Raw genomic sequence first — 14401 nt, forward strand, 5'->3', positions numbered from 1 at the left:
ACCGTGCACACGCCCGAGGAGCCCAGGAACAACCCGATCGTCCTCATCGGCGTGTTCTCGTTGATCGTGTTGTGCGTGCTGGGCCTCGGCGGCATCACGCAGCTCGAAACGTCCCAGCGGATCAACGGCCGCGCGGTGGCCGCGCCCGGCGCCACGGTCGCCCAGAGCACGGAGACCGAACCGCCCCGCCCGCGCGCGGTGCACCGGCTGGCCGACCACCCGTTGCTGACCGCACCCGCCCGACTTCCCGCCGTGGCCTGCACGTTGCCGGGGTTCGGGGTGTCCGACACGGAGCTGTCGGCGTACTACCGGGCCGGGGTCGTGTGCCTGGACCAGGCGTGGAAGCCCTTGCTGGAGCAGGCGAACCTGCCGTTCGACCCGCCCGCGCTGGACACGGCGCCGGACCTGACCGACGGGCCGTGCGGCACGGCGCCCGCCGAGAGTGAGGCGGTCGCGTACTACTGCGGTCGCAACAGGACCATCTACATGCCCACGCGACGGCTGCGCGACAACGGTGGCGGCCATCGCGCGGGGTCGCACCTGGCCACGTTGGCGCACGAGTACGGGCACCACGTGCAGGCGTTGACGGGGATGCTCCGCGCGGCGGACAGCAAGATCGTCGACGCGGGCGAGGAAACGCCGGCGGGGCTGGAGATGTCGCGGCGGATCGAGCTTCAGGCCAACTGCTTCGCCGGCATGTTCCTGGTGGCGGCGTCCGGCTCGATCGGGAGCGGGTTGGCCCAGGAGGCGGCGGAGGACTTCCAGTACGCCGTGTCCGAGCCGGCGGAGAAGAACGCCCACGGCACCCCGGAGAACCAGTCCGACTGGGCCTCGCTGGGCTTCACCGAGGGCGTGACCTCGTCGTGCAACACCTACGCGGCGTCACCGACGGAAGTGGGCTGAGAGCGCCTGGTCAGCAGGTAGGCGTAGAGGCCGCCGGCAAGGCCGCTCAGGCACATCAGCAACGTGGTCAGGCGGGCGTGGAACGGCATGCCGACGGGCGTGCTGGCGGCGGCCTGGACGGTGAACTCGCCGCTGGTGTCGGCCGGCAGGACGACCTCGACCACCTCGTTCTCCTGGTGGCCGCAGCCGTCGAGCTTCGCGGTGTGCGTCCGGTCACCGACCGTCAGTTCGACCCGGTCGTAGGCGTCCGGGTCACCACAGGAGGCGGGGGCGACGACGGTCGCGGCGACCGGTCGGACCTCGGCGGACGTGCGCGGCCACCACAAGGCGACCGCTGCCGCGACGGCCGCCAGGCCCACGACCAGCAGCACCAGCGCCCACCTGACCGGGCTTCGCGGAACCGCCACAGCGTGGATGGTCGCAGACGGGGCGGTCGGTTGTCGTGCGGGCGGACGGGTCTTCCCCGCGCCCAAACATCACTCGTTCGTGATCTTGCACACCCTCGAACTCCTGTTCGACACTCGTCCCATGAACCTCACCGTTCCGGCCGCCGGACCCAGTCGACCGCCCGCCCGTCGCCGGATGCCGCACCGCGCACCTCGGCGGGATCGCCGACCTTGGGCCTGGCCGCCACGCCGTCGGCCCGTCTACGCCGTGCTGCCCTTGGCCGGCCGGTCTCCCCCGTCCGCGCCCACGTCGCGGGAGACCGGCCACCGCGCGGTGCGCGGCGTGCGAGGGTTCGACCGAGCACCGCCGAGGGGTGCCGGTGGATGAGGAGCACTTGTCCGGGTCCGTCGCGGCCTCACGGCCGCGGCGCGGGTCGCGACGCAGAATGTGGAGGTGTCGACTGCTGCCAGGGTGCTGGTGATCGAGGACGCGGAGGCGATCGGCGCCGCCGTGAGCTCCGCCTTGCGGGACGCGGGTTACCAGGTGCAGGTCCGGCCGGACGGCCGTGAGCTGGAAGGCGACCTGGTCCGGTTCCGGCCGGACCTGGTGGTGCTCGACGTGATGCTGCCCGGTCGGGACGGCTTCACGCTGCTGGAGGTCATCCGGCGGGCGTCCGGGGCCGGAGTGGTGATGTTGACCGCTCGGGACGGGGTGTCCGATCGGCTGCGCGGGCTCGACCGGGGTGCGGACGACTACGTGGTGAAGCCGTTCGTGCTCGCGGAGCTGGTCGCGCGGGTGAGCGCGGTGTTGCGGCGGCTGGGGAGGACGCCGTCGACCGTGCAGATCGGCGACCTGCTGGTGGACGCCGACTCGGCGGTGGTGCTGCGGGGTGACGCGCCGATCGAGTTGACCGCCACCGAGCTGCGCCTGCTGCGGTACCTGGCCGCCCAGCGGGGACGGGTGGTGGGCAAGACGCAGATCCTCACCGCCGTGTGGGGCTACGAGGACTACGACCCGAACCTGGTGGAGGTGCACGTCAGCGCCCTGCGCCGGAAGTTGGAGGAGCACGGCCCGCGATTGCTGCACACCGTGCGCGGGCTCGGTTACGTGCTCAGGGCGGACGAGACGTGAGCCTGCGGACCGTCTCGCTGCGCCGACGGGTCACGTTGTCCGCGATCGGCGTGCTGGCCGTCGTGCTGCTCGGGGTCGTGTTGTCGGTGGACGCGTTGTTCGCGGCGCAGTCCAAGCGGGACGTCGACACCGCGCTGCTGGAGAAGGCGCGGGTGGCGCAGCAGCTGGTCAAGCAGCGGGTGCGCGGGGCGGACCTGGTGGACCGGCTGGAGGGCCGGGGCGTGCGGGTCCGGCTGGTCATGCCGGACGGGACGGTGGTGGGGAACGCGCCGGACGAGGAGGTGGCGAACGAGGTCAGTAGGCAGCTGGTCGACGGGTCGAGGATCACCGTGTACGCCGAGTCGTCGGTGATCACGGCCGCGCAGGCGCGGTTGCGGCGGTTGTTGCTGGTGGTCGGGTTCGGCGCGTTGGCGGTGACGGCGGCGGCGATGGTGTGGGTGGTCCGGCGGGCGTTGGCGCCGTTGGACGCGATGACCACGCTGGCCCGTTCGATCGCACGGGGTGGCCGGGGGCACCGGCTCAACCCGTCGCGGGCGGACAACGAGCTCGGGCGGACGGCGGCCGCGTTCGACGACATGCTGGACTCGCTGGAGGGATCGGAGGAGCGGACGAAGCGGTTCGTGGCCGACGCGGCGCACGAGCTGAGGACACCCGTCGCGGGCGTGCAGGCGGTCGCGGAAGCCTTGATGCACACCGGCAGCGCCGAGGAGCGGGAGCGGTTGAACCTCCTGCTGGTGCGCGAGTCGCGGCGGGCCGGGCGGCTGGTGGACGACCTGCTCGCGCTGGCGCGCATCGAAGCCGGTCTCGAACTGCACCGGGAGCGGGTGGACCTGCTCGCGCTGGCGGAGGCCGAGGTGGGGCGGACGCGGTTGCTCGCGCCCGACTTCGACATCGCCGCCGAGGGTGAGTCGGCGTTCGTCTCCGGCGACCCGCAGCGGTTGGCGCAGGTGTTGGCCAACCTGGCCGACAACGCCCGCCAGGCCACCGGTCCGACGGGCCGGGTGCGGCTGCGCGTGTCGAGGGCGGGCAGCTTCGCGCTGCTGGTCGTGTCCGACAACGGGCCGGGCGTGCCGCCGGCGGACCGGGAGCGCATCTTCGACCGACTGGTGCGGCTGGACGAGGCCCGGGACCAGCGCTCCGGCGGGTCAGGCCTCGGCCTGCCGATCGCCCGCGGCGTGGCGCGGGCACACGGCGGCGAACTGTCCTGCATCGACCCCGACGAGTCGCAACGCACTCAAAGCCCACACCACCCCGTCACACACCACCCACTCCCACACGATCCGGTCCCAGATGAACAGGTTCTGCACGAACCGGTCCCAGACGCCACCAACCCGAGCGCCAGGAATCTGAGCGGGCCGCCGAGCACGTCGACTGAGAGCACGCCGACCGGGAGCACGCCGGTCGACACCCCGGCGACGCAAGAGTCGCCCGGTGACGCGGCGGGAACGCACACGGCCGCCGGTGCACGGGGCGTGGGAGCCGCGCGGCACGGTCCGGTGGCCGACGTCTCCGGGGCCGCGTTCGAGGTGCGGATCCCGTTGGCCGATCCAGACTGATCGAGACTGACCCGGACTGATCGACCGGGCCGCCGGGATGCGGCACCGGGTGCGGCGGGCTGGGGGAGGCTCCCCGGCCCGCCAGACTCGCCGGGTCAGGATTCCCTGGGTGGGGTCACCTTCTTGACGTAGAGCAGGCGGTCGCCGGCTTCCACGGCGTCGGCCTCGGGGGCGTCCACTCGGTACAGGGTGCCGTCGCGCACGACACCGAGCACGATGTCCGGCAGGTGGCGGGGCGAGCCGCCGACCTCCGAGGGCTCCACGTCGCGTTCGGCGATGGCCAGGCCCGCGTCCGGGGTCAGGAGGTCCTCCACCATGTCGACCACGGACGGGGTGGCCGTGGCCATGCCCAGCAGCCGGCCCGCGGTCTCGCTGGAGACGACCACCGAGTCCGCGCCGGACTGGCGCAGCAGGTGCTCGTTCTCGCGTTCCCGCACCGACGCCACGATCTGGGCCTTCGGCGCCAGCTCACGGGCGGTGAGGGTGACCAGGACGGCCGTGTCGTCGCGGTTCGCCGCCACGACGACGGCCCGTGCGCGGGAAACGCCGGCGACGCGCAGCACGTCGTTGCTGGTCCCCGAGCCGTGCACGGTGACCAGGCCGATCGCCGACGCGGCGTCCAAGGCCTCCTGGGTGGTGTCGACCACGACGATGGAGCCTGGCTCCGCCCCGTCGCCCATGAGGGCGCTGACCGCGGACCGACCCTTCGTGCCGTACCCGATGACGACCACGTGGTCCCGCACCTTCGTCCTCCACTTCTGGATGCGCAGCGCCTGTCGTGAACGCTCGGTGAGCACTTCGAGGGTCGTACCGACCAGGACGATCAGGAAGAGCACCCGCAAGGGGGTGATCACCAGGACGTTGACCAGCCGCGCCGAGGAACTGGCGGGGGCGATGTCACCGTATCCGGTGGTCGACAGCGACACGGTCGCGTAGTAGACCGCGTCCAAGAGGGACAGGCCGTCCCCGTTGACGTCACGGTAGCCGTCACGGTCGATGTAGACGATCAGCACGGCCGCCATGAGCGCGCCGAGCGCGCCGATGACCCGTTTGAGGATCGCGCGGACCGGGCTCTGCACCGTGTCCGGCATCCTGACCACGCCGACGAGCGAGTGACCGGGCCGGTCGGCCAGCGGTTCGCCCGGGCTGGTGCGGCGGATCATGACAACCTCTCGGGGAGCAGTCGCCACAGCCGGGCGGCGGCCTCGGCGCCGCGGAGCAGCAGCGGCACGACGACGCGCTCGTTGGGCGCGTGGATCCGATCATCCGGCAACGTCGCGCCCAGGTACACGACCGGCACGCCGAGCCACCCGTGCAGCAGCGCCGCGGGCCCCGAGCCACCGGTCCGGCTGAACCTCACCGGCTGCTCGAACGCGGCCTGCACGGCGTCGCGCACCGCGCCCACCGCCGGGTGCGACACGTCCACCGCGTAGGGCGGCGCACCGTCACCGCGGGCGATCACCTCGGCGTGCAGCCCGGCTGGGGTGTGCTCGGCGACGAACTCGCGCAGCGCCTCCGCCACCTGTTCGGGCCGCTGGTCGGGCACGAGCCGGAACGACAGCTTCACCGACGCCCGCGCGGGCACGATGGTCTTCAAGCCGGGCCCGGTGTAGCCGCCCTGGATGCCGTTGACCTCGGCGGTGGGCCGCACCCACACCCGTTCGAGGGTCGACCAACCGGCCTCACCGGACAGGCCCTGCGCACCGCCCGCGTTCGCCAACCACACCGCTTCGTCGAACGGCAACGCGGCGTAGTCGGCGCGTTCGGCCTCCGTGGGCTCGACCACGTCGGTGTAGAAGTCACGCAGCCGGACGCGTCCGGAGTCGTCGTGCAGGGCCGCGACGAGCCGCGCGATGGCGGTCGCCGGGTTCGGCACGCTCCCGCCGGCCCGGCCGGAGTGCACGTCCGACGTGCCGCCGGTGAACACGACCTCCGCCCCGTGCACACCGCGCTGCCCCGTGCAGACCGTCGGCGCGTCACGCCCGTACAGGGGTGTGTCGGTGAACACCACCAGGTCGCACGCGAGGTCGTCGCGGTGCTCGTCGAGCAGCCGGGTCAGGTGCGGCGAGCCGGACTCCTCCTCGCCCTCGACGAACAGCTTCAACGTCACCGCGGGCCGGGCCGCGCCGGTGGCCGCCAGGTGCGCCCGCACGCCGAGCAGGTGCATCGCGACCTGCCCCTTGTCGTCGCTGGCGCCGCGCGCGAACAGCTCCTCGCCGACCACCGTCGCCTCGAACGGCGGGTGGTGCCACTGCTCGACCGGGTCGACCGGCTGCACGTCGTGGTGGCCGTAGACCAGCACGGTCGGCGCGTCGGGGTCGGCGGCGGGCCAGCAGGCGTAGACGGCGGGCAGCGCCGGACCCTCGTCCCAGACCCGCACGTCGGGCCAGCCGTCGCGGCGCAACGCCTCGGCCAGCCAGTGCGCGGACGCGGCCACGTCGCCGTGGTGCGCCGGGTCGACCCCGATCGACGGGATGGCCAGCCACTCGCGCAGGCCGACCAGGAAGTCGTCGGCGAACGCGGCCACGGCCGCCCGCTCGGGATGTTCGGGATTTTCGGGATCACCGCTCACGAAGCGGGAGGATAACCCCGGAGCAACCCTGAGGGCGCCGGGCGGCGGCCGGCATGACAGGGTGGTCCCATGGAACCCACTCGTTCCCGTCCCTGGTCGGCGCTCGCGCTGGCCGGGCTGCTCGGCGCCGCGGGTGTCACGCACTTCGCCAAGCCGAAGCCGTACGACGCGATCGTGCCGCGTGCGCTGCCGGGCAAGCCTCGGACCTGGACCTACGTGTCCGGTGCCGTGGAGGTCGCGCTGGCCGCGGCGGTCGCCGTGCCGCGCACGCGGGGTGTGGGGGGCAAGCTGGCGGCCGGGTTCTTCGCGGCGGTGTTCCCGGCCAACGTCAAGATGGCCTACGACTACCGCGCGAAGTCACCCAGGGTGAAGGCCGTCGCCTTCGGCCGGTTGCCGCTCCAGGTGCCGCTCATCCTGTGGGCCTTGCGCGTGGGACGCTCAACTCCCTGATCACTCTCGGCACCGGGTTCGACACCGAGCGCGGCCGAGGGTCTGTCATTGAAACCGCAACCAGTCCTAGGATGCCCGAGTGCAACCGCTCCTCCACCATGCCGCGTCGGCGTTGGGTTGGCGCGGCGTCGTCGTGCCTGACGTCGCCGTGCTGGGCCACCAGGTGTCGGCCGTCGTGCGGGTCCGTGCCGACGTGCACGAGTGGCGCAGCGCGAACGGCTGGCCGCCGCAGGCCGACCCGTCGTGGTTCCGCTCCTGGTTCGAGCCGGCCGCGCACGACCGGTTGCCCGTGCCCGCGGTCGAGCTGGTCGGTGTGCTGGTGGGCGAGTCCACGGTGGACCGGGCGTTGCAGTCGTGCGGGACGTTGATGACGCTCGCGCCGTGCGCGGTGGTGCTGCCCGCGCCGCAGGGCGAGCAGCCGTGGCCGTTGATCGAGCTGGACTACTACGGCATCGGCGTGGTCGCGGTGGACGTGGCCGGCACGGCGGAGCTGCTGGTGCCGCCGGAGGACCGGTCGACCGAGTTCGGGCCGTCGCTGTTCGGGCGTTGGCTGCTGGAAGTGCTCTACGACCGGGTGTTGAAGGAAGTGCCCGTCCACGCCCGGGTGAACAGCTAGTTCGGGATCGAGCGGATCAGCTCGCGCAGGCCGTCGGCGTCCAGCAGGTCCGCGGGGCGCAGCGTGTGGTCCTGCCGGACGTAGTGGAACGCCGCCCGCACCTTCTCCACCGGTGAGCCGGTCAACGCCGCCCACGCCAGCCGGTAGGCCGCGAGCTGCACCGACAGGGCCGGTAGGCGGTCAGCCTCGGGCACCGCGCCGGTCTTCCAGTCGACCACGGTCCAGCCGCCGTCGTCGTCGCCGAACACGGCGTCCATCCGGCCGCGCACGGACAGGCCGTCGATCTCCGCCTCGAACGGCACCTCCACGTCGCGCGGGACGCGGTCGGCCCAGCTGCTCGCCAGGAACGCCTCCTGCAGCCGGGTGAGGTCGGCGTCGGGCGCCGCGCCCTCGTCGGCCGCGCCGGGGAGTTCGTCCAGGTCGAAGAGGCGGCTCGCGCCGAACCGCTGCTCCAGCCACGTGTGGAACGCGGTGCCGCGGCGGGCCAGCGGGTTGGGCGGGAACGGCAGGGGGCGGCGCAGCCTGCGGGCGAGCAGGTCCGGGTCGGCCGCGAGCTCGACCAGCTGGCTGACCGAGAGGTGGTCGGGCAGCACGACGCGTTCCCGCCGGTCGGCCGCGGCGGCGCGTTCGGCCAGGAGCACGTCGACGTCCCGTGCCCAGCCCTCCGGGTCGGGGTCCTCGAACGGGGAACTCGGGGGTCCCGGAGGTTCGACACGCGGGACCCGGGTGTTCGACTCGCGCGGGTCCTCGTCCGGTGCGTCGAGCGGGTCCGGGGGCAGGTCGTCGTCTGGAGGTTCGGGCGGCAGGTCGTCGTCGTCCGGTGGCTCCGGCGGGAGGTCGGCGAAGTCCGGTTCGGGCGGCAGGTCGTCGGGAAGCCCGGGCGGGGTGGGCGAGGCGGGCGGGGCGGGCGGTTCGGCCAGGTGGCGTTCCAGGGCGGCCACGACCATCTCGGCGCCCTCGGCCACGGCGGCGCGGCGCTTGCCCAGCGGGTCCGTCGGCCACTGGGCCGTCTTCGTCTGCGACGCGAGGGGGTTGGGGTCGTCGTCGGCCGGCGGGGGCGCCCAGTGCGCGATGTCGGCCGGCGGGTGGTCGGCGGCCAGCACCGACTCCCGGATCTCGGTCAGGAACGCCGACGGCCCCTTGGGCTTGTCGCCCGTCTCGGCCCACCAGTGCCCCGACACCAGCAGGCTGTGCTCCGCCCTGGTCAACGCGACGTAGAGCAACCGGCGCTCCTCGACCAGCCGCCGCGCGTCGAAGTCCTCCTCGTGCCGGACCAGCGCCTCCTCCACCTCCTTGCGGTTGGCGTCGGGCGCGATGCGCAGCTTCGGCAGGTCCTCGGCGTCACCACGCAGGTCGGCGGGCAGCTCGGCCACCGAACGCAGCCAGCTGGACGACTTCTTCCGCCCCGGGAACACGTCCTTCACCACGTGCGGCACGGCCACGATGTGCCACTCCAGGCCTTTCGCGGAGTGCATGGTCAGCACCTGCACCCGGTTCTCGGCCACCTCCACCTCACCGGGCTCCAGCCCGTCCTCGGCCTGTTCGGCGGTGTAGAGGTAGTCGAGCAGCGCGGGCAGGGTGGCCGAGGGGCTGGCCGCGGCGAAGTCGTTCACCACGTCGGCGAACGCGTCCAGGTGCGCCCGACCGACCCCGCCGGGCCGGGCCATCGCCTCGATGTCCAGCAGCAGGGTGCGTTCGACGTCGGCGACCAGCTCGGGCAACGGCTGGCCCAGGCGTCGGCGCAACGCCGCCAGCTCCGCGCCGAGCCGCCGGATCCGCCGGTAGCCCTCGGCGGAGTACGCGGTCGGGTCACCCGGGTCGTCCAGCGCGTCCGCGAGACCGGCCTGGTCGGCGTGCTCACCGGGCAGCGCGTCGGCCAGCACGGCCAACGGGTCCTCCGCGACGGACTGCCTGGTCGGCGCGCCCGCCAGGTCGCGCGCCCGGGTCCACAGCGCGGCCAGGTCGAACGCCGCGACCCGCCAGCGCGAGCCGGTGAGCAGCCGGGCGGCGGCGGTGCCGGCCAGCGGGTCGACCAGCACCCGCAGGGCGCTGGTCAGGTCGCGCACCTCCGGCTCGTCCAGCAACCCGCCCAGACCCACGACCTCCACCGGCAGGCCGCGTTCCCGCAGCGCCGCGGCGATGTTCGCCATGTCCGAGCGGCGGCGCACGAGCACCGCAGCGGTCGGCGGCTCGTCGCTGGTGTCGAGGTGGTCCTCCCACTGCGCGGCGACCGTGTCCGCCACCCAGTCGAGCTCCTGGCGCACGTCGGTGAACAACGCCACCCGGACGTCACCCGGCCCGGCGCCGTCACGGGCGCGCAGCTCGTCCACGTCCAGGCCCATGGCGCGCAGCGGCGCGGACACGGCGTTGGCCAGCGCCAGCACCTCCGGCGGGTTGCGGAAGCTGGTGAGCAGGCCGTACTTCTTCGCGGGCGGGAAGTCGTGCACGAACCGGGGCAGGTTCGCCGCCGACGCGCCGCGCCAGCCGTAGATCGCCTGCGCCGGGTCGCCCACCGACGTCACGGGCATCGGCTCGCCCCGCCCGAACAGCGACCGCAGCAGCACGCGCTGCGCGTGGCCGGTGTCCTGGTACTCGTCCAGCAGCACCGCGCCGTACCGCTCCCGTTCGCCGCGCACGACCTCCGGGTGCTCGGAGGCCAGCCGGGCGGCCAGCGACATCTGGTCGGCGAAGTCCATCGCCGCCTCGCGCCGCTTGCGCGCCTGGTAGGCCTCCAGCAGCGGGATCAGGTTGACCCGCAACCGCTGGGCGTTCACCACGGCCTTCAGCGACTCGGGCAGGCCGTCGCGCTGCCGCGCGGTCTTGGGCGCGTTCTCGATCACCGCGCACAGCCGCTCGGCGTGCCGCCACAGCGTGACCGGGTCGACCAGGTGCTCACCCAGCTCTCCGGCCAGCGCGAGCAGGTAACCGGTGACGGTCGCGGGCACCTTGTCGGTGTCCAGGTCGTCGTTCCAGGTCGACACCACGCGGTGCGCGAGCTGCCACGCGGCGGTCTCGGTGAGCAGCCGCACGCCGGGTTCCACGGGCAGCCGCAGGCCGTGCTCGCCGACCAGCCGGCCCGCGTAGGCGTGGTAGGTCAGGATCACCGGCTCGGTGGTCAGCACCGCGGCGCGCCGTTCGCCGCCGGGGTCGAGCCGGTCCAGCAGGGGCGAGCCGGCGAGCCGGCGCAGCCGCAGCCGGACCCGGTCGGACAGCTGGCGGGCGGCCTTGCGGGTGAACGTCAGGCCGAGGACGCGGTCGGGGGTGACGAGGCCGTTGGCGACCAGGTAGACCACGCGGGCGGCCATGGTCTCGGTCTTGCCGGCCCCCGCTCCGGCCACGACGAGCGCGGGCGCGGTGGGCGCGGCGATGACGGCGGCCTGCTCGGGCGTCGGCTTGGGCAGCCCCAGCGCCTCGGCGACCTCGAACGGACCGGCGAGCGCCACCGGCTCACCCGCCACCCGTTCGACCCCGCTCGGCACGACCACGCCCCGCATTCTCCGTGGTCGCCGCCGGCTACCTTCGGCGACCCGCAGGGCGGGCGCGTATCCGCTGGTCGGCTACTGGCTGACCTGCCGGCCGGACGCGTGCACGGGGCACGTGGTGCGGGCCGGGCAACGATCACAGTCCGCGTTCTCCGTCGCCTGGTAGGCGGGGCCCACGCTGGACCCGGCGGCCAGCTGCACGGCCTCCAGCCACACCCGCACGCCCTGCTCGTCCAGCGGCACCTGCTCCCGCTCGACGGCGCCTGACTTGCGGTCCTCCTTGGCCACGTACAGCAGCCGCGCGCCGCCCGGGTCGGTGCCCAGCCCCAGGTGGGTGAAGCCGCCCAGCGCCGTGGCCAGCTGGTAGACCGCGAGCTGCGGGTGCTCCTGGGCCTTGTCCTTGGACACCGGGGTCTTGCCGGTCTTCACGTCCACGACGACCGGCCGGCCGTCCCGGTCGGTCTCCAGCCGGTCGACCCGGCCGCGCACCCGCAGCGACGGCCCGCCGTCCTGCTTGGGGATCTCGACGGAGATCTCCTCCTCGACCGCGACCTGGGTGAGCTGGGTGCGGCTGGACGCCAGCCAGGTGAGGAACGTGTCGAGCATCCGCTCCACCCGGATCCGTTCGCGCCGGGAGAACCACGGCGCGCCCGCGTCCACCGCGGCCCACGCCTCGTCCAGCCTGACCCTCAGCTCCTTCTCGTCCGCGCCGGTCGCGGCGGCCTGCGCCAGCGCGTGCACCAGCGTGCCGGTGATCGACGCCAGCTCGGCCGGGTCCTGCCCGCCGTGCCGCTCGACGACCCAGCGCAGCGGGCACTTCGCCAGGGTCTCCACGGTGGACGGCGACACGCTCACCGTGTGCTCCTCGGTCCACAGTGGACTCTCGGTGGTGACGTCCGCGAGGCCGTACCAGGAGTCCGGGTGCGCGCCCGGCACGCCCTCCGCCGCCAACCGGGCCAGCTGGGCGGCCGCGCGTTCCCGGCGTCCCGCCGGCTCGTCGTCGGAGCACACCACCCGCCGCAGCTCGCCGACCAGCTCGGCCAGCACCAACCCGCGCTCGGGCGTGAACGTCGGCCGCTCCGGTTCGCCGGTGGACAGCTCCTCGATCTCGTCCAGGAACCGCGACGGCTGCTCGTCCTCCCCGCGCACCGCGCTGACCAGCAACGTCCGTTGCGCCCGGCTCGCCGCGACGAGCAGCAACCGCCGTTCCTCGGCCAGGATCGGCGCGACCGCGGAGACCGTCTCGGCCGACACGCCCGCGACCACGTCGACCATCCGCTCCACGCCGAGCAACGACCCGCGCAGCCGCAGGTCGGGCCAGCTGCCCTCCTGCACGCCCGGCACCGCCACGACCGTCCACTCGCGACCGGCGGCGGCGTGCGCGGTCAGCACCGACACCGCCTCGCCCGTGGGAGCGGCGGCGGCCAGCGTGTCGCCCACGATCTCCTGCGCGGCCAGGTAGTCCGCGAAACCCTCGGCGCCCGAACCGGGCAGCCGGTCCACGTACTTCGCCGCCGCCTCGAACAACGCCACGATCGCGTCCAGGTCCCGGTCGGCCTGCATACCGGTGGTGCCGTGCCGGGCGGACTGCGCCGCCCACCGCAGCTCCAGACCGGTGGTCTGCCACAGCTCCCACAACACCTGCTCGACGGTCAGCCCGTCCGCGATCCCCTTGCGCGCCTTGCGCAGCAGCCCGGCGATCCGCCGTGCGGGCTGCGCCTCGGCGTCCTCCAGCGCGGCCAGCCGGTCGTCGGACTCGATCACCTCGACCAGCAGCTCGCCACTGGGCCGGTCACGACCCGCGGCCAGCTCCAGCCGGCGCAAACCGCGCCGCAACCGCCGCAGCGCCAACGGGTCCGCGCCGCCCAGCGGTGAGGACAGCAGCATCGCCGCGGTGTCCTCGTCCAGGCTGCCCAGCACGGCCGCGCAGCGCAGCAGCGCCAGCACCGGCATCACCGCGGGCTGCCGCGCCAGGGGCAGCTCGTCGCGCGGCACGGCCAGCGGCACGCCCGCCGCGAGCAGCGCCCGTTGCAGCACGGGCAGCGACCTCGTCGCCGAACGCGCCACCACCGCCATCCGCGACCACGGGACCTCGTCGATCAGGTGCGCCCGGCGCAGCTGGTCGGCCACCCAGCTCGCCTCCTGCGCGGCCGACGCGAACAGGCGCACCCGCACGTGGCCCGTGCCGTCGACCGGGGAGACCTCGCGGGTGGGCGACGCGCCCGGCAGCCGTGCCGCGAGCCGGCCCACCGCGGCCCGGATCTCCGGCGCCATCCGGTAACCCGTGGTGAGCACCACCGCCGGTCCGCCCGCGTCGGCCAGCAGGGTCGGGTCGGCGCCGCGGAAGGAGAACACGGCCTGGTCGGGGTCGCCCGCCAGGACGAACTCCTGCGCGGCCTCGCCGAGCACGCGGATGAACCCGTACTGCAGCGGGTCGAGGTGCTGGGCGTCGTCCACCAGCAGGTGCCGCACCCGCCGCCGCTCGCCCGCGAGCAGGTCCGGATCGGTCTCGAACGCCAGCAGCGCGCTGCCCACCAGCTCGGCCGCGTCGAACGACGGCGCGTGCCCCTGGCCGCTGCTGGCCAGCAGGTTCACCTGCTCGTACTGGGTGGCGAACAGCCCGGCCGCCACCCACTCCTCGCGGGAGTGCTTGCGGCCCAGCTCGGTCAGGTCCTCCGGGGCGAGGCCGCGTTCGGTGGCGCGCAGCATCAGGTCGCGCAGCTCGTGCGCGAAACCGGGCAGGGTCAGGGCGGGGCGCAGCCGTTCCGGCCACTTCGGCGCGCCCATGCTCACGTCGCCGGCGAGCAGCTCGCGCACCACCGCGTCCTGCTCGGGGCCGGACAGCAGGCGGGGCGCCGGTTCGCCCTCCTGGGCGGACTGCGCGCGCAGCACCGCGAAGGCGTACGAGTGGACGGTCCGGACCAGCGGTTCCTGGGTGGTCGGCAGCACGCCGTCCGTTCGCGCGGCGGTCAGCAGGCGGGTGATGTGGGCGCGCATGGCCTCCGCGGCACGGCGGTTCGCGGTGAGCACCAGCACGTTCTCCGGGTGCACGCCGCCGTGCAGCACCCGGTGCGCCACCACTTCGGCCAGCAACGTCGTCTTGCCCGTGCCGGGGCCGCCGAGCACCCGCAACGGCCCGCCGACGTGCTCGAACACGGCGCGTGCCGGTGCGTCCCAGTCGTGCCGGGGCTCCTCCTGCCGCACCCGGCGCACCAACAAGGGCGCCCTGTTCCCTGCCACGGGAGGCATCGAACCACAGGGAAATTCCCGGTGAGATCAGGGCCGCGCCGTGTCACGTGAAAAG

General features: G+C 73.9%; 10 protein-coding genes. 5 read left to right on the forward strand and 5 right to left on the reverse strand.

Annotation, left to right across the window (positions count from 1 at the left end; genetic code table 11):
- The first annotated feature begins 3 nt into the window (after nucleotides 1–3).
- On the forward strand, nucleotides 4–903 hold the full coding sequence (locus tag AB0K14_RS24070) for a neutral zinc metallopeptidase (RefSeq protein ID WP_360458903.1): 900 nt from the start codon (nucleotides 4–6) through the stop codon (nucleotides 901–903).
- On the opposite strand, the gene AB0K14_RS24075 is transcribed toward AB0K14_RS24070, so the two are convergent.
- On the reverse strand, nucleotides 873–1310 hold the full coding sequence (locus AB0K14_RS24075) for a hypothetical protein (protein WP_360458901.1): 438 nt from the start codon (nucleotides 1308–1310) through the stop codon (nucleotides 873–875). The genes AB0K14_RS24070 and AB0K14_RS24075 overlap by 31 nt on opposite strands.
- A 433-nt stretch (nucleotides 1311–1743) precedes the next feature.
- Here AB0K14_RS24075 and AB0K14_RS24080 point away from each other — a divergent pair, with 433 nt between their 5' ends.
- Together AB0K14_RS24080 and AB0K14_RS24085 are read left to right on the forward strand one after the other, a co-directional pair.
- Nucleotides 1744–2421 carry a response regulator transcription factor gene (locus tag AB0K14_RS24080; protein WP_360458899.1) on the forward strand — a complete coding sequence of 226 codons (678 nt, stop codon included), beginning with the start codon at nucleotides 1744–1746 and terminating at the stop codon, nucleotides 2419–2421.
- Nucleotides 2418–3977 (forward strand): HAMP domain-containing sensor histidine kinase, encoded by a 1560-nt coding sequence (locus AB0K14_RS24085; RefSeq protein ID WP_360458897.1) that lies wholly within the window; start codon nucleotides 2418–2420, stop codon nucleotides 3975–3977. Before AB0K14_RS24080 ends, AB0K14_RS24085 begins: the two co-directional genes overlap by 4 nt.
- A 95-nt stretch (nucleotides 3978–4072) precedes the next feature.
- On the opposite strand, the gene AB0K14_RS24090 is transcribed toward AB0K14_RS24085, so the two are convergent.
- Both AB0K14_RS24090 and AB0K14_RS24095 read right to left on the reverse strand, forming a co-directional pair.
- Entirely contained in the window at nucleotides 4073–5140 is a 1068-nt protein-coding gene (locus AB0K14_RS24090) for a potassium channel family protein (RefSeq protein ID WP_360458895.1), read from the reverse strand.
- Entirely contained in the window at nucleotides 5137–6549 is a 1413-nt protein-coding gene (locus AB0K14_RS24095; protein WP_360458893.1) for a M20/M25/M40 family metallo-hydrolase, read from the reverse strand. Before AB0K14_RS24095 ends, AB0K14_RS24090 begins: the two co-directional genes overlap by 4 nt.
- A gap of 69 nt (nucleotides 6550–6618) precedes the next feature.
- On the opposite strand from AB0K14_RS24095, the gene AB0K14_RS24100 reads away from it, so the two are divergent.
- Nucleotides 6619–6999: a hypothetical protein gene (locus AB0K14_RS24100; protein ID WP_360458891.1), complete on the forward strand. Its 381-nt coding sequence runs from the start codon at nucleotides 6619–6621 to the stop codon at nucleotides 6997–6999.
- A 79-nt stretch (nucleotides 7000–7078) separates the two neighbouring features.
- Nucleotides 7079–7615 carry a hypothetical protein gene (locus AB0K14_RS24105; RefSeq protein ID WP_360458889.1) on the forward strand — a complete coding sequence of 179 codons (537 nt, stop codon included), beginning with the start codon at nucleotides 7079–7081 and terminating at the stop codon, nucleotides 7613–7615.
- Here AB0K14_RS24105 and AB0K14_RS24110 read toward each other — a convergent pair.
- Together AB0K14_RS24110 and AB0K14_RS24115 are read right to left on the reverse strand one after the other, a co-directional pair.
- A complete protein-coding gene (locus tag AB0K14_RS24110) occupies nucleotides 7612–11094 on the reverse strand; it encodes a UvrD-helicase domain-containing protein (protein WP_360458956.1) in 3483 nt (1160 codons plus the stop codon). The two genes, AB0K14_RS24105 and AB0K14_RS24110, sit on opposite strands and share 4 nt — an antisense overlap.
- A gap of 78 nt (nucleotides 11095–11172) precedes the next feature.
- On the reverse strand, nucleotides 11173–14346 hold the full coding sequence (locus AB0K14_RS24115; RefSeq protein WP_360458887.1) for an ATP-dependent DNA helicase: 3174 nt from the start codon (nucleotides 14344–14346) through the stop codon (nucleotides 11173–11175).
- Nucleotides 14347–14401 lie beyond the last annotated feature (55 nt).

Origin of the sequence: Actinosynnema sp. NPDC050801 (assembly GCF_040673975.1) — a bacterium.
Taxonomy (GTDB): domain Bacteria; phylum Actinomycetota; class Actinomycetes; order Mycobacteriales; family Pseudonocardiaceae; genus Actinosynnema.